Origin of the sequence: Gardnerella washingtoni, from assembly GCF_049262705.1 — a bacterium.
In the GTDB taxonomy this organism is placed as follows: Bacteria; Actinomycetota; Actinomycetes; order Actinomycetales; family Bifidobacteriaceae; genus Bifidobacterium; species Bifidobacterium vaginale_D.
The window spans coordinates 1,399,081-1,417,443 of record NZ_CP058398.1 but is presented as its reverse complement, the minus strand read 5'-3'; the positions used below and the strand labels follow the sequence as shown (position 1 = coordinate 1,417,443).

Genomic DNA, 18,363 nt, shown 5'->3' with positions numbered 1-18,363 from the left:
TAATAATAATTATGCGCTTTGGTTAAGAATTGATGTCACGTGGATGCATTGTTTGTCTGATATTGTTGCTTGCATTTTTGGCGCATGGTGTTCATGTAAAGCTTGCTCGCCCAGATGTTTGGTTAATCCTGCGTGGTGTGCAGGAAAATCAGCCAGTCGTTACGCTATTCCTATACTAAAAGGCGCTATACTGTGCAGTTTGTTATATTGCGTAAGTATATTGCCAACAGTAATTCAGAGTGATGTAAATATTACAAATTTCCCGTATTTTCCACTATTATGTGGAGGCGTGACGCCAAGTGCATTTTTTGCAATTGGTTTTACTTTAGGAGTAATTATTGGCAATCGTTGGGCAATTGTATTCTCAGCTTTATTATCTTTTGCAATAATTTGGTGCTGTATTTATGGCGTCATTATAATGCGTAATGGCGCCATACCTCAGGGAGATATTTTTCCTAGATATTGGGGTAGTAGTTTATACGCAATACTTCCAGTGTCGGATGCTGGTATTGGTGCTGAGCCTGGTTTGCGTATGAACCCATGGTTGGTGACTTTGCGCATATTCTTTGTGTGTGTTGTTATCGTTTCATGCATTCTTTGTTGCGCGCATATTAGATATTTTTGGCAAAAGGGATCTTATTGGCGCATAAAAGCAATAAGTATTTCTTTAATTATGCCAATAGTATGTGCTTGTTGTATAGCTATGTGGGGTCCAAAACCTTGGATTCGCTCTGGACCTTTTGTGCCTCAGTGTACGACGTTTAAAGATACTGCTTTTTCTGTTTGTGTACATCCTGAAGAAGCTTATATTCGTAAACTTCGTGCTGTTAAACATTTGAAAACTGTTGCTTCTTGGTTTCCTAAGAATCAGAGAGATTCGCAAGGCAAAGGAATTGTGCTTGTGCTTGGAAATGCGTTTACTCCAACAAATACTGAAAAATCTTGGAATCTTACTAATAGTGGTTTAATAAAGTTACGTAATCTTAAAGCTACTGTTATTCAACAACAAACAGATACATTTGTTAGGCGTTCTGAGAAATATGGTGATATGACTGGTATCGCTCAAGAAGTGTTACAAAGATTTGTGCCTGCAAAATGTGCATCAAGTGCTATGAAAGAAGTATATGTAAAAAAGAATCTTGATTCAAACGCTTCTGTTACAGCATTTTTGCTTGCTCAGCTTCCTTCTCGTATAAGTAATGATGTGTATGGGTCATATGGATTTATTCCAGGTGAAGCAAACGATAAAGTGGCTATGAGTATTAATAATGCTGATGATGCTAAGCTGAAACAATTTGTAAAAAATCATGTTAAAGAACTTAATCAATGCCTCATAACTCCACAACAAGTCTTATCGGAACTTGGTGATAAGCATGAAAAATAATTTTCGCGCTTGGCTTGAAGGTAGGCATTATATTGTTGCAATCGTTGCAATCTTATTGTCCGTAGTCCTTCCCTCTTTAATGCTTGTTATATTCAGATCATTTGTAACGCAGTTGCCAGTTTATGTTGGTTATATTTGTTTGCCAGATTCTGCTAATGTGCATAATGCGGTAGAAGGTATAACGTTCCAATGTCAATCTGGTAGTAGTGTTGTTAATTTTGTTGTTCCTCTGTATGAAGTTATTGTAGTTGGGTTTATTACCGCGGCATTCGTTTGCCTTGCTCCGATTATGGTATCGTGGGAACGTTTCGTGATGAAAAGGCTGCGAATATATGCATTGAGTGCTGCTTTATTGTGTTTGTTCGTTTCATTCGGCGCTTCAGTGTTAATTGTTCGTATAATTGACTTGCAGTTATTGAGTACATTGCAGATGATTTTAGGTAATGCGTGGATTGATATTGTGCTAATAATGATTGGATTAGCATGTTTTGGAAGGTTTTACGGCCTTGCATTTGGCGTCTTTTTAGCGGTGATGAACATTGCCACACAAGGTTTGCAAAGTAAAATTGGGTTGATTTTGCGATGGTATCCTTCTGGAACTTTGCCTGTAATTCCTGGACAATCCATATTGTTATACGTCATTGTTGTGCTTACTGTAATTGCAGTTTGCCTGTGGAGCGGCACGTGTGGACGTGGATTGCTTTATTTTGAACGCGCTTAAAAGACGTGTTTAATTATGTTTTAAAAGTCAACTCAATAGTGTTTAATAGAACGTATGTTCGATAATATTGTGATGCTTGTTTTAATGGTGGTTGCTGTAGCAATAACCGCTGTTATTGTGCTGGCTATTGTTAAGCACAACTCTGGAACGCAAGGCGCTAATGGCGTAAACCAGCGCGAATTTAACGAATTGCGCTCGCAGTATGAACAAGCGCGCGCTCAAGCTCAAGAAAATGGCAATCAGGCTATACGGTATCGCACGCAAGCAGAGCAGCTTGCTGAGCGATTAAAGTTTGTTGAAGCAGAACTTGTTAAAGCGCAGCAAGCAGAGCAATTGCGAGTGAATCGCGAAGAACAATTGCGCGCAGAGCGAGAAGAACGCGAACGGTTAAATCGTGAAAAAACTTTGAAAGAGCAAGGTAAAGTCTTGGAAGCGCTTGCTCCAGTAAAAGACAATCTCGAAGCATTGAAGAATAAAGTTTCGCAGATTGAAGAAGGGCGTAAGCAAGAAATGGGCGTGCTGAGCACTCAGCTTAAAGGCTTAAGTGAGCAGCAAACAAGGCTTGACCGCGAAACAAGTTCGCTTTCTGCAGCATTGCGAAATAATAAGGTTCGCGGAGCTTGGGGTGAGGCTCAACTAAAGAATATTGTGGAATCTGCAGGCTTGCTTGAGCATGTTGATTTTGATACGCAGGTTGTTGTAACTGGAGTAAATGGCGAGCAGCAGAGGCCAGATATGGTTGTGCATCTGCCAGGAGGCAAAACAATTCCAGTTGATGCAAAAGTTCCGTATGCGGATTATCAGCGAGCTTGCGAAATCCCAGATAATGCAAGTGACGAAGAATTAGCTAGAAGGAGCGAGCTTCTCAAAGCGCATGCTAAGGCTTTGCGAGAACACGTGCGAGTATTAGGAGCTAAAGCGTATTGGCAGGCTTTTGAAACAGCACCAGACTTTGTAGTTGCATTTATTCCAAACGAAGCGTTGCTTCAGGCGGCTCTTGAAGCGGATCCAACGCTTATGGATGATGCTTTTGCGCAAAAAGTAGCACTTACTTCACCAGTTACTTTGTGGGCTGTGCTTAAGTCTGTTGCGTACGCATGGCAGCAGCAAAGTCTTACAGATGATGCAAAAGAACTTTTCGATTTATCTAGAGAATTGTACGATCGCTTTGCGGTTCTTGGAGAAAATGCTTCAAAACTTGGCGTATCTTTGGCAAGAACAGTTGCAGCTTACAATAAGTTTGCTTCTTCGCTTGAGTCTAGAGTGTTGGTAACAGCGCGTAAACTTCAGAAGTTAGACCAAAGTAAAGTTATTGCTTCAATAGATCTTATTGACTCTGATAAAGCTGATGTTAAAGAGCTGAGCGCTCCAGAAGTATCAGTAGAAGATCGTTAAGCATAAAAACATTAAAGCATCAAAAATTGAACAACTCTAAACGCTAAGGAGTGCAAAAATGGCAGAATTACAAGAGGAACGCGCGGAACTTAAACGCATGCTTTGTTCGGATATGAGTGCGAAACCATTTAGCGAACTGTTTTCTGTTACATTTGCTCAGCGCGGCTCTAAGCTAGTTGGTGATGTTCTTTTTGATGCAATTGAGAAAGCTGGGTATTCGTTAGAGCGCGATGTTGACGCTGTTGGTGCGTTAACTGCTGCTGCTGTGCCGATGGTTTTTGCGCTTATTCATGCTGCAGAACGTAAAGGAATTGCACTCGACGGCTTTGTTATGGATTTTGTTTTCCCTGCAACAAAAGGTCCATCTGTTAAAGGCAAGCGAGTGCTGTTGCTTGATTCTTGGCTTTCTGAAAAATCGTATGTTCAAACTTCTTCGCTTGTGACTTTACGACACGGAAATGAATTAAGTCTTGATTTTGGTATTGTTCATCAGCAAGGCGCGCAAATTCTTGCTATAGTTGCATTAATTGGTGGTGTTGACGCCGACGAACAAGGCACAAGGCATCTTCAATTAGTAAATCCAATAAGTGAGGAGAGTACTAAAATGGCATTTGTTCAAGCTTTCGGTGAAGAAGAATTACGTGCAGATGCAGATCACGAAGATTGCTGCAACGATCATTGCTGTGGTGGTCATTGTGAGGTTAAATGCACGGGTGATTGCGCTAACGATGGTTGCACTGAGCCGTGCTGTGAAGATAACTGCTGCGGTGGCCATTGCAAGGTAGAGTGCACTGGTGATTGTGCTCATGATGGTTGCACTGAGCCTTGCTGCGAGGATAACTGCTGTGGCGGTCACTGCAAGTCAGGTTGCACAGGAGATTGCGCAACTGACGGCTGCCAAGACTAGTTGCAAAGACTAGATGCCAATACTAAGCAAAAGTATTAACGGAGCAAAACTTATACATGCACGAACCGAATCCAATTACTTTGGCTGCAAAAGCTTCCGATGAGCCAGAATTTCGACCTATAGGAGTTGGCCCGTGGGAAGAAGAACACCCAGGTGAGCCTCGTCCAGATAATCCAGAATCGCTAAATTATGATGCGCGGTTTAGCACTGAATTACTAGACGAAGGCGACCAGCGTAACGTCCTAGACCGCTACCGATACTGGAAAGTAGAAGCTATAAAAGCGGATCTCGATTCTAAAGGCCGTCATGAGTTTGAAGTAGCTGTAGAAAATTGGACTCACGATTTCAACATAGGCTCTATGGTTCGCACTGCAAACGCGTTTACTGCGAAAAAAGTGTATATCGTAGGGCCTCATAAATGGAATCGCAAAGGCTCGTTAATGACTGAGCTTTACCAATACGTTGAGTGCTGCCCAACGATTGAAACTCTAGTGACTAATTGGCGCGAAAATATGCTTAAAGAAGCAGAAGAAGCGCATCAACTTTTGCTGAAAGCGCAAGCAGAAGGCAATAAAGAAGACGAAAAAATCGCAAATACGCAGGAACAAGACGCTAAAAACGCTCGCGTTATAGCGCTCGATATTATTCCAGGCGCTGTTGCTATGGAAAACTACAAGTTCCCTAAACGTTGCCTTATGCTTTTTGGTGCAGAAGGTCCGGGTCTTTCTAAAAAAGCGCTAGAAATGGCGGATGACGTTGTTTATATTTCGCAATTCGGCTCTGTTCGCTCGCTAAACGCAGGAGCAGCTGCGGCTGTTTCCATGCACGCGTGGATTGCGCAGCATGCAGCACCAAATTGCTGATACAAGCTACAAACAGGCGAATATAAACAAACAACCGCAAACAAACAATCGCATTACAAAACGCAGCAGCCTGTACTCATAAACGCTTACATTTAATGTATATTTTTTTTATTTGTGATACTGTTAATTTATGTTAGAATTCCAACATATTACAAAGCGTTTCGGCGCAAAAACAGCGCTTAACGACGTTTCTTTCGTCGCTGAAGACGGTAAAGTCACGGGCTTTTTAGGCCCTAATGGCGCTGGTAAATCTACTACCATGCGTTGCGCATTAAACCTTATTCATGCCAATAGCGGCACTTCTCTTATTGACGGCAAACCTTACGCAAAAATTGCATCCCCAATGACAGAAGTTGGCGCAGTTCTTGACGCAAAGTCTGCTCATAGAGGTCGAACGGCGTACAATCACTTGTACTCGCTTGCTCTAACTCACGGAATATCAAAAAAGCGCGTTGACGAAGTGATTGATATTACTGGTTTAACTAGTGTAAAAACCCGCAAAGCGGGATCCTTCTCCCTCGGTATGAGCCAGCGTCTTTCGATTGCGGCGGCGCTTTTAGCAGATCCGCATAATCTTATTTTGGACGAGCCAATTAACGGCTTGGATCCAGAAGGTGTTAAGTGGGTTCGCGAATTGTGCAAGTATTACGCAAGTCAAGGTCGAGCAATACTACTTAGTTCGCACTTAATGAGCGAAGTTGCTCTTACTGCAGATAACCTTGTGATTATTGCGCATGGCGAAATTTTGGAGCGCACAACAGTAAAAGATTTTGTTGACGCACATTCTCAGCATGCTATACGTTTAGTAACGCCAGAAGGTGAAAAGCTAAAGTCTGTGCTTGTTCAGAATCATCCTGAATGCAAGATTTTGCCAGATAATCGCACGCCTCAAGACGTTCAAGAAGGCGAGCTACTCAGAATAACAGGTTGCGAGCTCAACCAGATTGCGCGCGAAATTGCGGATAATCAGATTTTGGTATATCAGCTGAATCAAGAGCATGCTTCGCTTGAGGAAGCATATTTGGCTCTTACGCACGGTCAAGAGCAGTACGTAACAAAAGCATTGCCAAATACTACTGCTGCGACTGGAACGCAATATGTAGATGGAAGGAGCGCAAAATGAGTGGGCAAATTGAACAAGCTGTTGAATATCCGGCGAGCAATTCTTACAAAACAGGTCGCAGTATGAACGCTCAGCACTTACGCCTTACATTCATGCACACGCTTAAATCTGAGATTGTTAAGTTGCGCGGACTTTCATCCACCTGGTGGTGCATGGCATTAGCTATTGTTTTGCCAGTAATCTTTAGCTTTATTATCGCGATTGTGCAAAAAGCAATGTCTAAAGTTGACATTAAGAATGGAGCAAATCAAGGTAGATCAAGCGCTGCAATTACTGTTGGGCCGAGCAATAAAGGCAGCCTTATTGCATCTCAAGATAGCATTTTCCACTTAGTTATTAGTTTTGCTTCTGTATCTTTGATTGTTTTGTCGATTTTTGCAGTGCTCGCTGTAACCGCGGAACATTCTACGACTTCAATTCAGGCTTCTCTTACTGCCGTACCTCGAAGGGGTATGTTCTTTACGGCTAAGTTTATTGCGGTTGCAATCTACGTTTTTGTAGTGCAACTTATTGCAATGGCAGTTTCGCTAGGCGCTGCAGAATTAGCCTTTATAGGAGATAGCACTTCTGGATTATCTGGAAGCAACGCGTGGAAATTGCCTCTTACGCTGTTCCTTGGCTCTCCTGCAATTATGGTTGTTGTAGCAGCAATGGCGTACGGTTTTGGCATGATTTGCAAGTCAACTGCTGGCGGAATTATGTGCGTTATTGGAGCCGTGATGATTTTGCCTAGTGTTGTTAGCATTATTATGTTTGCGAGCAATTTCGCGAAGTGGAATTCAATACTTATTCAGATTTTGCCAGCCGCAGCGGTGGAGAAATTCTTGGGCAGCTCCCCTAACTCGGGTGCGCAGCTTCCACCAAATGCATATATTTTCACATGGTGGCAATCAGGCTTGGTGGTTCTCGCTTGGGGCGTAGTCATGTATGCAATTGGCCACGTTGTTGAAAAGCATCGCGATATCTAAAATATCTAAATAATATTTCGCAAATAAAATAAAGAAGACAAATAAAACAAGGGCTTTATCTCGTAACTGGCTACAAGATAAAGCCCTTGTTTTATTTACTTTTCTATTTTTCTATATTTATTTTTTCTATATTTAATTATGTGTTATGAGTTCAGTCATTTTTCACAGTTTCAGATACATGTGGCCATAAGGTCGTACCCCAGTTGGTAATGGTGCGCTGGCGAACGAGTGGCAAATCGGAGCGATCGTACACAGTGCGCCATGGTTCCCAAACTAAGCCGGTCTTTTCTTGCAACTTGATGCGAAGATTGCGTACATTACCCTTGAACTGGATAGTTGTATTGAAGTGAGATGTGCGGTACTTGCCGTTGCCTTCCCAAGCGCGAGAACGCACATAAGGAGTGCCATCAATCTCAGTGCCGTACTCATCCCAGTAGATGTAGTAACGAGCTACGTAAGCTCCACGGTGATCCAAAGTCAAGTAACCATCGCGATAAGAAGAAACCTTGGTTTCAATATAGTCGCTATTGGATTGCAATGTAGCTACTTCGTTATCCTTAACGAAAGAAGTAGTGTAAGCAATTGGCACAGCTGGGCTGGAGGTGCTCAAGTTAGCACCTTCCTGAATCAAAGACTTCAGCGTATTGATGTCGCCAGTAATAACTTTAGCTGCACCGTTAGCGCTACCGCCGAGGATTACAGCGGTTACAGAAGTATTCTGCAAAATGCGGTGGAACTCGGTATTTGGCTTAATTTCAACACCCTTAATAGCGGCTTCCACAGCAGCCTGGAAATCAGTGCTCTTGCTGCGGGTATCAAACTTCACATACATAGAGCGGCCGTAGGATACGTTTGAAACATATACTGGAGGGCGCTTGCTATCAATGCCGCGGCTCTTCAAGTTTTCTGCTGTAGTGCATGGTGCGAAGAAGTCAGCTGGGCTATCTGGGGCGTCAACACTTACGGTGTAGTAAGTTTGTTTGAAGTTTACAACTTGCGTCTGCTTCTCACCCTTGTGTACAGCGTCGAAATCAATCTTCAGCGGTACGCCAATCTTAGCAAAATCAGCACCGAACTTAGCCTTGAGCTGATTCATGCTTTGTGCGCTTGCAGAATCATACTGCATGCGAGCAGCCACATGATGGCTTGCAGCATATTGTGCATTCCACTTGGAAACTAAGCCGTTCACTGCGGAAGTTACAGAGCTCTTGGTTGGGCGCTGAACAGTTACAGCACTTTCGCCGCCGTGGAAGCCTGGCAAATCAACGCTCAACGTGATTGGAGCACGGTTTGCAGAAATTAGGCTTGGCATATTGTCCATCAAATTTTTATCAGCGCGGAACAAGGCACCTGGATATACGCGATCGTCGTTGGCGGAAGTAACCGACAAGTTTGAAGTTGTGTTTGTGATGTTCTTCTTCTGATGCTCAACAACAACGAATTCGCTGCCATTGTTGAAGCTGTCGCTTGAGAATTTGTTGTCGATGGTTTCGCCATGACGTGCGAGAATATTTGTTTTATCGTATTGCAAATCCCACAAATAATTGTTCAGAGCATCCTTGTTAGCTGCGCAGGATGGGGATGGTTCTGGGGCTTTTGGTGCAGGAGCAGCCATTGCTGGTGCTGCCAAACCTTGTGGGAGAATAGTTGCGCCGGCAAGCAACAACATTGCTGCATTACGGTAGAACTTTATCTTCTTCATATATTTCCTTCTATTTTTTAAAATATTTTCGATTATTATCTTTTAGATTATTGTTCTTGTGAGAGGCTGTAATTCATTTGCTTCTGTGCATGATATGCTTCTCTGCATTAGTTTCAGCATCTCACATCACCTGATTATTACATACTTTTTTATTTATGCGATAGAGGGCTAAAATAAATTTTCATACTTTAAACAAATGCTTAAATATTGCTGAAATACCAACATTTTTCTATTACGCCATTTTTGAGCTTACGGCGTGTTGGGATAGAATGAACTGCAAATTTCGCCATTTTTATACGTGATAATTTTGTGAAAATATATGTAAATGTATGCAATAATCAATATCTGCGTGATAGCCGACTCTCTTTTTAAATATCGTCATACAATGTTCTCTTGAAAAGATGGATTAATAATCTAGTGCGCATTTTAGGAAAATATTGTTGCAATAATGTGTGTAAAGCTTTTATCCACATTACTTTTTCTGTTATACGAAGGTCACGCATCACACATATAGTTGAGGTTATGCCTACATTCACACGCGAAGAAATTGAGCATCTGGGAGTTCTTTCCCAGATTGCGCTTAGCGACGAAGAAATTAGTCGCTTGCAGGGCGAATTGAACGTCATTGCAGAATCTATTAATAAAGTACAGGAAGTTGCTGGCGAAGATGTGCCACCTACTGCAAATCCTGTGCCTCTTGAAGCGTATTTGCGCCCTGATGTGCCTGCTACGCCATTAACTCAGGAGGAAGCGCTTTCCGGTGCTCCTAAGAGCGAGTCTGGCATGTTTGTAGCGCCTCGCATTTTGGGGGAGGAATAAAATAATATGACTAATACTCAAGATTTAGTAAAGCTTTCTGCTGCTCAAATGGCTGCAGCAGTCAAAGCTAAAGAAGTTTCTAGTCGCGAACTTGTTGAAGCTCACTTGTCGGTCATTGAGTCTGCAGAACCAGAAATTAAGGCGTTCTTGCAGGTGTCCGCAGATCAGGCTCTTGAGCAGGCAGATGCGTTTGATGCCAAGAACGCTAAGGGTGAAACTGAAGGTTTGCCTGAGTTAGCTGGTGTGCCAATTGCAATCAAAGATATGATTGTTACTAAGGGTATTCCTACTACTGCAGCGTCTAAAATTCTTGAAGGCTGGGTGCCTCCTTACGATGCTACTGTTATTGAAAAACTTAAGTCAGCTGGTATGCCAATTCTTGGCAAGACTAATTTGGATGAGTTTGCTCAGGGCTCTTCCACTGAACATTCTGCTTACCAAACCACTTGCAACCCTTGGGATACTGAACGAGTTCCAGGTGGTTCTGGTGGCGGTTCAGCTGCTGCAGTTGCTGCGTTTGAGGCTCCTATTGCTTTGGGTACAGATACGGGCGGTTCTATTCGCCAGCCAGGTGCTCTAACTGGTACGGTTGGTGCAAAACCAACTTACGGCGGAGTTAGCCGTTTTGGCGCAATCGCTATGGCAAGTTCTTTAGATCAGATTGGTCCTGTTTCTCGCACTGTTCTTGATTCTGCTTTATTGCAGGAGATTATTGGTGGTCATGATGAGCGCGATTCCACTTCTATTCCAGCTCCAGTTCCTCCAATGGCTCAAGCGGCTCGCGAAGGATCTCGCCGTGATTTGAAGGGCCTGAAAGTTGGTTTAGTTAAGGAGCTTAGCGGCGACGGATTCCAGCCTGGTGTTGAAGCACGTTTTAACGAGGCTGTGCAATTACTGAAGAATATGGGTGCAGAAGTAACAGAAGTTTCCTGCCCTCATTTCCCTTACTCTTTGGCTGCATACTACATTATTATGCCTTCAGAAGTAAGTTCCAATTTGGCTCGTTATGATGGTATGCGTTACGGTTTGCGCGTAATGCCGCCAGCTGATAAGCCTCAGACGGCTGCGAACATGATGGCTGCAACTCGTGAAGCTGGCTTCGGCGACGAAGTAAAGCGTCGTATTATTCTCGGCACTTATGCTCTTTCCGCTGGCTATTACGATGCCTGGTATGGTTCTGCTCAAAAGGTTCGTACGCTTATTATTCGCGATTTCGAAGAAGCGTTTAAGAAGGTAGATGTTCTTGTTTCTCCAACAAGCCCTACAACAGCATTTAAGTTTGGCGAAAAGATGAACGATCCGCTTTCCATGTACATGAATGATATTGCTACGATTCCTGCAAACATGGCTGGCGTTCCAGCTTTGAGCCTTCCAGCTGGCTTAAGCGACGATGGCCTGCCTGTTGGTATTCAGATTATTGCTCCGCAATGCCATGATGAAAAGATGTACAAGCCTGCAGCAGCGTTGGAAGCAGCGCTCGAAGAGCAGTGGGGCGGTCCAATTTGGAAGTCACTTAAAGCCGGCTGGCTCGATTCATTGGCTAAGTAAGGTTAAGTAAAGCTTAAGTAAGAAGGATTCTCATGGCTGAAAAACTTATGAAATATGCCGATGCTGTGGAGCAGTTTGATCCAGTATTCGGTTTGGAAACTCACGTTGAGCTTTGCACTCGCACTAAGCTGTTCTGCCCAGCAGAAGTGTCGTTTGGTGGCGAGCCAAATACTCAGCTAACTCCTGTAAGTCTTGGTTTGCCAGGCTCTTTGCCAGTTGTGAATAAGACTGCAGTTGATTACGCTATTAAGCTCGGTTTGGCATTACATTGCGAGATTGCCGAGTGGAGCCAGTTCGCTCGTAAGAACTACTTCTACCCGGATATGCCTCGCGATTACCAGATTTCCCAGTACGATAAGCCTACTAATGGCAATGGTTACTTGGATGTTGAGCTCGAAGATGGCACCGTGTTCCGTGTGCCGATTGAGCGCGCTCATATTGAGGATGATGCTGGTAAGAATACGCACGTTGGCGGTGCTGACGGTCGTATTGAGGGTGCGAACCATTCTTTGGTTGATTACAATCGTGCAGGTGTGCCGCTTATTGAGATTGTAACTAAGCCAATCGAAGGTGCAGGTTCGCGTGCTCCAGAAATTGCTGGTGCTTATATGCGTGCTATTCGCGATATTGTTCGCGCTCTTAATATTTCCCACGCTCGCATGGAGCAGGGCAATATGCGCGCTGACGTAAACGTTTCGCTTCGTCGCAAGCCAACCGATCCATTTGGTACGCGTTCCGAAACTAAGAATGTGAACACATTCCGCGGTATTGAAAAGACGCTGCAATATGAGATTCGTCGTCAGGCTGCTATTTTGAGCGAAGGCGGCGAGATTTTGCAGGAAACTCGTCACTGGGATGAAGCAACTCAAACCACTGCTGGCGGTCGTGTGAAGTCGGATGCTGACGATTACCGCTACTTCCCAGATCCAGATTTGGTTATGCTCCATATCACGAAAGAGCATATTGAGCGCATGAAGGCAGAGATGCCAGAAATGCCTCGCGAGCGTCGTAACCGTTTGCAAAGCGAATGGGGTATTAGCGATCTTGAAATGCGTGATATTTTGAACGCGGATGCTCTCGATTTAGTTGAAGAAACCGTTAAGGCTGGTGCAAGTGCTGCTGGTGCTAAGAAGTGGTGGCTTGGTGAGCTTGCTCGCGAAGCAAACACTCGTGGTGTGACTTTGGAAGAACTGCCTATTACTCCGCAAGACGTGGCTGAAGTTGAAAAGCTCATTGCAGACGGTAAGCTTAACGATAAACTTGCTAAGCAAACTGTTGCTTGCGTTTTGGCTGGTGAGGGCAAGCCTGATGAAGTTGTTAATAAGCACGGATTCAAGGTTATGAACGACGATGGCGCTTTGGAAGCCGCTGTTGACGCTGCTCTTGCAGCTGATCCTGAAGTTGCAGAAAAGCTTAAGGCAGGCAATATGAAGCCGATGGGTGCAATTATTGGTGCTGTTATGCGCGCAACTAGAGGTCAGGCTGATGCTAAGGCTGTTACCAAGATCGTAATGGCAAAAATTAAAAACTGAAAACAATAGCATCAAAAGTGTTGTTGCTATGCACAAAAGATGCGATTGATGCATAAAAGTAAGTGCTGCGTGCTTGCTGCAAGAGCAAATTGAGTTTGTTATGCGGCAGGTGCGCAGAATTTACTTTTGAATGGCACTTCTGTGTGCCTTCTCCTTTGTAGATTACCATATATTATGCGAGTGGGTTTGGTGCCCAAAGGCGCAATGCAAGTAGGTGAGTATGCAACAAACCAGTGACGGTGTGAACAACTCTCGTGAGTTACCAAAATCGATAATAATTCCTCCAATTCGTGGTGAAATGGCAAAGCTGCGTCCTGCAACTTGCGATGATTTGCAACGAATGGATGAACTGTGTGCCTTCGATAAAGCATCGGTTATTACCGGTAAAGATTCTCAGTCAGAGCGAGCAATGGTGCATGCTTGGGTTGAGCGTTCAGTTCAATGGTCTCATGATGGTTTTAGCGACAGTAAATTATCTGAATTATGTCGTTTTGCTGGTGATGTGCAATCTCGTCCTACCATTGCCTGGGCAATTGTGCCAGACATGTTAGATGATGTTGAGAATACTTTTGGTGCCATTATTGGCATGATTTTTTTGATTGATATTGATGGATGGTCGCGTTCTGCGCGTATTCAAGTTGTGCTTGGTAAGGATTATCGAGGACGTGGATATTCTAGGGACGCTATGCCTAGAGTAATGACTTATGGCTTTGCATCAGAGCCAGCAGGTCTTGGATTACATCGTATTTGGGTTGGTGTTCCTGCGACTAATACGCGTTCACTTTCTGTATACCAGTCTCTTGGTTTTATGAAAACTGGCACTGCGCGCGATGCTTTATGGGATGCTCAAAACCAGAAATACCAAGATTTTGTAGTTATGGATACGCTTGTCGATGAGTATGATGCCATCCGTTCACTCGATGCTTTTGGATTACACGTGATTGAAGAAAATCCTGGTGTTGTTGAAGCATTGAGTGCTCATGAACATTCGGTGGCTATACCTGTGCGCCGTGATAATCTTGATGATGCGTGGCCATATAATACGAGTACTGCGGAAGGAACTTCTTCAAAGCGAGCGTGGTGGCGTATTATAGGACGCGGTCGCAAACGTAATGTTAATACGGAAGGGAAGCAATGAGCGCCGAAGATCTCGACAACTATGAAACTGATGCCGAACTTGCGTTATATAAAGAATATCGTGATGTTATTAAACTTTTTACGTACGTTGTAGAAACAGAACGACGATTTTATCTAGCTAATAAAGTTGATTTTAATGTTCGTTCTGCAGGTCAAGATGTATATTTTGATGTGCAGCTTACTGACGCTTGGGTCTGGGATGTGTATAGACCTTCGCGTTTTGTTAAAAATGTTCGCATTGTAACTTTTAAGGATGTCAATGTTGAAGAAGTGCAGAAAACAGATATTGATATTCCTGAGTCTATCGCGTGATGCGCGTATGCTTAGTAAGGATATATAGAGATTTTACTTAACATTGCAAAGTGTTTTAGTAAAAATTGATGTATGAAAATATGGAGGACAAGTGACGGATACACAATCCCCAAAGGAATCTGTGGTAATTATTGGTGGCGGTCCGGCAGGGTTGACGGCGGCCTGGGAACTCGTTAAAAATGGCGGATCTGAGCACTATGACGTAACAGTGCTTGAGGCTACACGTGAATTTGGTGGAATCTCACGTACAGTGAGGTATAACGGTAATCGTATGGATATTGGCGGTCACCGCTTCTTCTCGAAAAATGATCGTATTATGCAGTGGTGGCGAGATATGCTCCCATTGCAAGGTGCGCCTTCTTATGATGACAAAAAGCTTGGGCGTCATCACGATTTAGAAGCTGGCGGTCCTGATCCTGAAGTTGAAGACGAGGTGATGTTGAAGCGTCACCGTGTCTCGCGTATTTTCTGGAATCATCATTTCTTTGATTACCCGATTTCTCTTTCTGCAGCAACCTTGCAATCTATGGGCTTTATGTTGACCATGAAAGTTGGCTTTAGTTATTTATGGTCAATGATTCATAAGCTTCCAGAAACGAATCTTGAAAACTTCTATATTAATCGTTTCGGCAAGAAATTGTATTCTATGTTCTTTGAGGGGTACACTGAAAAGCTTTGGGGTCGCCATCCAAGCCAGATTTCTGCTGATTGGGGTGCTCAACGTGTTAAAGGTTTAAGCATTGTAGAAGTGCTGAAGAATGCATTTTCTAAGTTGATGCCTAAGAAGAATGGTAAGAAGAAGGAAGTAGAGACTTCTTTAATTGAGGAATTCTGGTATCCAAAACTTGGTCCAGGACAGTTGTGGGAAACGGTTGAACGTCGCTGCCGTGAAAATGGTGCAACTGTGTGCGTGGGAACTAAAGTAGTTGCTATTAAGCAAGCTGAGGGTAAAATTGCCAGCGTTATTATCGAGGATGTTCATGGTGAACGTTCTGAGTTGCATGCTGATCAATTCATATCTTCTATGCCAATTAAGGATTTAGTTGCTGCTCTTGAACAAGGTGCTGATGGTGACGCAAATGTTGAGGTTCCAGCTGAAATGCAGCGTGTGGCTCAAGGTTTGCCTTATCGTGACTTTGTTACAGTCGGTTTGCTCGTTAAACGTATGCGTTTGCGTAATACTACAACTATTCCAACACTTGGTAATCCACCAATCGTTCCAGATTGTTGGATTTATGTGCAAGATCCGGGCTATAAGGTTGGTCGTTTACAAATTTTCAACAACTGGAGCCCATATCTTGTTAAGGATGTTGACAACACTGTTTGGATTGGTCTTGAGTACTTCTGCGAAGAGGGCGACGACTTCTGGAATATGAGTGATGAAGAAGCCCGCAAGATGGCAATTGATGAATTGACTCGTATGCAAGTTATCGATGGTGAGTCCGATGTTTTGGATGCGCATCGTGAACGAGTGCCAAAAGCCTATCCAGCGTACTTTGATACATATGCACAAATGCCTGAACTTATTAAGTATTTAGATAGTTTTGGTAATTTGTATTGTGTTGGTCGTAATGGTCAGCATCGTTACAATAATCAAGATCATTCCATGGCAACCGCAATCGAAGCGGTGGAAGACATTCGTACTGGTGAAACTTCTAAAGATAATGTGTGGTCTGTGAATACTGAAAAGTCTTATCACGAAAAGAAATAGTAAGTATTTATATGCGCTAACTTTTGTATAAATGAGCGCATAATTTGTAGCATTAAGTAAGAAGGCGTCAATAATGGTGGCATTGTTCATCATTATTGACGCTATTTATTTAAATATTTAACTTATAATCTAAAAAATATTAAACTTATGGCGCGTCGTGTCGTATAGCGTCGTTGAGCTGTAGTAGCATACATACTGTTTGTTGTTATGTACATTGTTATGTAATAATGACGAGTTCGTGACGGATTTTTCCGTAATCTTCCATGCAAAGGCTTGCCGGTATTCTATTCCGCGCGAGTTAAGGAAAGGTAAAATTGTGGCAACAGGCCAGAATCTTGAAAAAATGAAGCTTTCAGAATTGAAGGATCTTGCAAAGCAAATGGGTTTGCGCGGTACGTCGACGATGCGCAAACCTGAATTGTTAGCTACATTAACAGCTGCGCGCAATGGGGGAGAAGCGCCTGCTGGAGTGAGTGTTCGTATTCCTCGCAATAGCGCGAATACTAATAAAGCTACAGATGTGCTTGTGGAAAATGAAGACGTTCAGGCATCGAATGATGATGACTTAGAAGCTTTGGAGACGTTAGTTCCAAATGCTACTTCGGAGCGTCGCTATCGTGATGAAGCAGATTTTGGTGCAAAAAATTATAGACGTGACAACAATCGCGGCAATACATTCCAGCGTCGTCATAATGCAGATGAACGTGATAATCGTGATCGTCGACAAGAAAGCATGGATTCGCGTAATTTAGATCAGATTTTAGCAACTTTGCCAGGTGATGAGGCTCGTGCTGATACTGAGTCGCGTCGTCAACGTGGCTCTTCCCGTGATTATGATCACGAAGATCAAGCCAATCGCGCAGATCGTTTCCAACGTCGTATGCGTGGTCGTTCTCGTGATTATGATGATACGCGTGCAGATTATGCTGAGCGTACTGACCGTATGAGCCGTGACGAGCGAGATGAACGTGACGAGCGAGATGAACGTCGTACAGATCGTAGTGAGCGTAATGAGCGTATGAGTCGCGAAGAACGCGATTCGAGAGAATCACGACGTGAAGAAATTCAGGAAGAATTAGTTCCAGTAGCAGGTATTGTTGACGTATTAGAATCATATGCATTTATTCGCACGTCCGGCTACTTGCCTGGTCCTAATGATGTCTATGTTTCAATGAGTCAAATTAAAAAATATGGCTTGCGTAAAGGTGATGCTGTACAAGGTTCCATTCGTGCTCCTCGTGAGGGGGATCGTAGAAATCAGCGTCAAAAATTCGTGCCTTTGCAAGCAATTGACAGCATTAATGGCATGAGCGTAGAGGAATCGCAGTCTCGCCCTCAATTTGCAAAATTGACGCCACTATATCCGCAAGAACGATTGAAGCAAGAAACTACTGCTAATCGCATGTTAGGCCGTGTGATTGATTTGATTGCTCCAATCGGTAAGGGTCAGCGTGGTTTGATTGTGTCGCCGCCGAAAGCCGGTAAGACGATTACACTGCAAAATATTGCTAACGCTATTACAACTAACAATCCTGAAGTGCATCTTATGGTAGTTCTGGTAGACGAGCGTCCAGAAGAAGTTACTGATATGGAACGTACTGTGCAGGGTGAAGTTATTTCTTCTACCTTTGATCGCCCAGCTTCTGACCATACTACGGTTGCTGAGCTTGCTATAGAGCGTGCCAAGCGTTTGGTAGAACTTGGACAGGATGTTGTTGTCTTACTGGATTCGATGACCCGTTTGGCGCGTGCCTATAACATTGCTGCGCCTACTTCCGGCCGTATTCTTTCTGGTGGTGTGGATGCTCAAGCATTGTATCCTCCGAAGAAGTTCTTCGGAGCTGCTCGAAATATTGAAGATGGTGGTTCTTTGACGATTATTTCTTCAGCATTGGTAGAAACTGGTTCCAAGATGGATGAAGTAATCTTTGAAGAATTTAAGGGCACTGGCAATATGGAACTGCGTTTGAGTCGTGATTTGGCTGATAAGCGTCTCTTCCCAGCGGTGGATATTAATGCTTCGGGTACTCGTCGTGAAGAATTAATTACGCCAGCTGCTGATTTGCCGGTTATTTATCGTTTGCGTCGCCTCTTTGGTGGTCTTGAAGCAGAGCAAGCATATCAGACTTTGATTCCGCGATTGAAGAAAACTGCTTCAAATCGTGATTTCTTAGCTGCAATAATTCAACAAACTAATGGTGCTGCTAATACTTCATCATCAACTATTGCTTAGTGAATGAG

At 43.5% G+C, this 18,363-nt stretch carries 15 protein-coding genes; 14 read left to right on the top strand and 1 reads right to left on the bottom strand.

Annotation, left to right across the window (positions count from 1 at the left end; translation table 11 throughout):
* Positions 1 to 289 precede the first annotated feature (289 nt).
* The 7 genes from HXT28_RS05600 to HXT28_RS05570 all read left to right on the top strand — a co-directional run bounded on the left by HXT28_RS05600 (position 290) and on the right by HXT28_RS05570 (position 7,361).
* Positions 290 to 1,384, top strand: coding sequence for a hypothetical protein (locus HXT28_RS05600; protein WP_422113360.1), 1,095 nt, complete (start codon positions 290 to 292; stop codon positions 1,382 to 1,384).
* A complete protein-coding gene (locus tag HXT28_RS05595) occupies positions 1,374 to 2,105 on the top strand; it encodes a hypothetical protein (protein ID WP_410296343.1) in 732 nt (243 codons plus the stop codon). Before HXT28_RS05600 ends, HXT28_RS05595 begins: the two co-directional genes overlap by 11 nt.
* 54 nt (positions 2,106 to 2,159) lie before the next feature.
* A complete protein-coding gene (gene rmuC / locus HXT28_RS05590; protein WP_422113359.1) occupies positions 2,160 to 3,500 on the top strand; it encodes a DNA recombination protein RmuC in 1,341 nt (446 codons plus the stop codon).
* Positions 3,501 to 3,558: 58 nt separating this feature from the next.
* Positions 3,559 to 4,407, top strand: a complete 849-nt coding sequence (locus tag HXT28_RS05585) for a hypothetical protein (protein WP_422113358.1) — start codon at positions 3,559 to 3,561, stop codon at positions 4,405 to 4,407.
* Between the two features lie 56 nt (positions 4,408 to 4,463).
* Positions 4,464 to 5,270, top strand: coding sequence for a TrmH family RNA methyltransferase (locus HXT28_RS05580; protein ID WP_422113357.1), 807 nt, complete (start codon positions 4,464 to 4,466; stop codon positions 5,268 to 5,270).
* 130 nt (positions 5,271 to 5,400) lie between these two features.
* Complete coding sequence (locus HXT28_RS05575) at positions 5,401 to 6,393, top strand: ATP-binding cassette domain-containing protein (RefSeq protein WP_422113356.1); 993 nt, start codon at positions 5,401 to 5,403, stop codon at positions 6,391 to 6,393.
* Positions 6,390 to 7,361: an ABC transporter permease subunit gene (locus HXT28_RS05570; protein ID WP_422113355.1), complete on the top strand. Its 972-nt coding sequence runs from the start codon at positions 6,390 to 6,392 to the stop codon at positions 7,359 to 7,361. Before HXT28_RS05575 ends, HXT28_RS05570 begins: the two co-directional genes overlap by 4 nt.
* Before the next feature lie 151 nt (positions 7,362 to 7,512).
* Here HXT28_RS05570 and HXT28_RS05565 read toward each other — a convergent pair whose 3' ends face one another.
* Positions 7,513 to 9,063: a thiol-activated cytolysin family protein gene (locus HXT28_RS05565; RefSeq protein ID WP_422113354.1), complete on the bottom strand. Its 1,551-nt coding sequence runs from the start codon at positions 9,061 to 9,063 to the stop codon at positions 7,513 to 7,515.
* Positions 9,064 to 9,585: 522 nt separating this feature from the next.
* On the opposite strand from HXT28_RS05565, the gene gatC reads away from it, so the two are divergent.
* The 7 genes from gatC to rho all read left to right on the top strand — a co-directional run bounded on the left by gatC (position 9,586) and on the right by rho (position 18,355).
* Positions 9,586 to 9,882 (top strand): Asp-tRNA(Asn)/Glu-tRNA(Gln) amidotransferase subunit GatC, encoded by a 297-nt coding sequence (gene gatC / locus HXT28_RS05560; RefSeq protein WP_004126322.1) that lies wholly within the window; start codon positions 9,586 to 9,588, stop codon positions 9,880 to 9,882.
* 6 nt (positions 9,883 to 9,888) lie between these two features.
* Positions 9,889 to 11,430, top strand: coding sequence for an Asp-tRNA(Asn)/Glu-tRNA(Gln) amidotransferase subunit GatA (gene gatA / locus HXT28_RS05555; protein WP_422113353.1), 1,542 nt, complete (start codon positions 9,889 to 9,891; stop codon positions 11,428 to 11,430).
* Between the two features lie 32 nt (positions 11,431 to 11,462).
* Positions 11,463 to 12,962: an Asp-tRNA(Asn)/Glu-tRNA(Gln) amidotransferase subunit GatB gene (gatB, locus tag HXT28_RS05550; RefSeq protein WP_064346771.1), complete on the top strand. Its 1,500-nt coding sequence runs from the start codon at positions 11,463 to 11,465 to the stop codon at positions 12,960 to 12,962.
* Between the two features lie 220 nt (positions 12,963 to 13,182).
* The gene (locus tag HXT28_RS05545) at positions 13,183 to 14,100 is read left to right on the top strand and encodes a GNAT family N-acetyltransferase (protein ID WP_064346774.1); all 918 of its coding nucleotides are present in this window, start codon (positions 13,183 to 13,185) and stop codon (positions 14,098 to 14,100) included.
* Entirely contained in the window at positions 14,097 to 14,411 is a 315-nt protein-coding gene (locus tag HXT28_RS05540) for a DUF2469 domain-containing protein (protein WP_004105898.1), read from the top strand. The genes HXT28_RS05545 and HXT28_RS05540 overlap by 4 nt, the downstream gene beginning before the upstream one ends.
* A 91-nt stretch (positions 14,412 to 14,502) precedes the next feature.
* On the top strand, positions 14,503 to 16,122 hold the full coding sequence (locus HXT28_RS05535) for an NAD(P)/FAD-dependent oxidoreductase (protein WP_422113352.1): 1,620 nt from the start codon (positions 14,503 to 14,505) through the stop codon (positions 16,120 to 16,122).
* Between the two features lie 316 nt (positions 16,123 to 16,438).
* A complete protein-coding gene (rho, locus tag HXT28_RS05530; protein ID WP_032814713.1) occupies positions 16,439 to 18,355 on the top strand; it encodes a transcription termination factor Rho in 1,917 nt (638 codons plus the stop codon).
* The last annotated feature ends 8 nt before the right edge of the window (positions 18,356 to 18,363 follow it).

What these genes read in the sequence shown, in the direction of transcription:
- HXT28_RS05570 (WP_422113355.1), top strand. Translation starts at nt 6,390, where the DNA reads ATGAGTGGGCAAATTGAACAAGCTGTTGAATATCCGGCGAGCAATTCT.
- gatA (WP_422113353.1), top strand. Translation starts at nt 9,889, where the DNA reads ATGACTAATACTCAAGATTTAGTAAAGCTTTCTGCTGCTCAAATGGCT.
- HXT28_RS05580 (WP_422113357.1), top strand. Translation starts at nt 4,464, where the DNA reads ATGCACGAACCGAATCCAATTACTTTGGCTGCAAAAGCTTCCGATGAG.
- HXT28_RS05545 (WP_064346774.1), top strand. Translation starts at nt 13,183, where the DNA reads ATGCAACAAACCAGTGACGGTGTGAACAACTCTCGTGAGTTACCAAAA.
- gatC (WP_004126322.1), top strand. Translation starts at nt 9,586, where the DNA reads ATGCCTACATTCACACGCGAAGAAATTGAGCATCTGGGAGTTCTTTCC.
- HXT28_RS05585 (WP_422113358.1), top strand. Translation starts at nt 3,559, where the DNA reads ATGGCAGAATTACAAGAGGAACGCGCGGAACTTAAACGCATGCTTTGT.
- HXT28_RS05575 (WP_422113356.1), top strand. Translation starts at nt 5,401, where the DNA reads ATGTTAGAATTCCAACATATTACAAAGCGTTTCGGCGCAAAAACAGCG.
- HXT28_RS05565 (WP_422113354.1), bottom strand. Translation starts at nt 9,063, where the DNA reads ATGAAGAAGATAAAGTTCTACCGTAATGCAGCAATGTTGTTGCTTGCC.
- HXT28_RS05595 (WP_410296343.1), top strand. Translation starts at nt 1,374, where the DNA reads ATGAAAAATAATTTTCGCGCTTGGCTTGAAGGTAGGCATTATATTGTT.
- rmuC (WP_422113359.1), top strand. Translation starts at nt 2,160, where the DNA reads ATGTTCGATAATATTGTGATGCTTGTTTTAATGGTGGTTGCTGTAGCA.
- gatB (WP_064346771.1), top strand. Translation starts at nt 11,463, where the DNA reads ATGGCTGAAAAACTTATGAAATATGCCGATGCTGTGGAGCAGTTTGAT.
- HXT28_RS05540 (WP_004105898.1), top strand. Translation starts at nt 14,097, where the DNA reads ATGAGCGCCGAAGATCTCGACAACTATGAAACTGATGCCGAACTTGCG.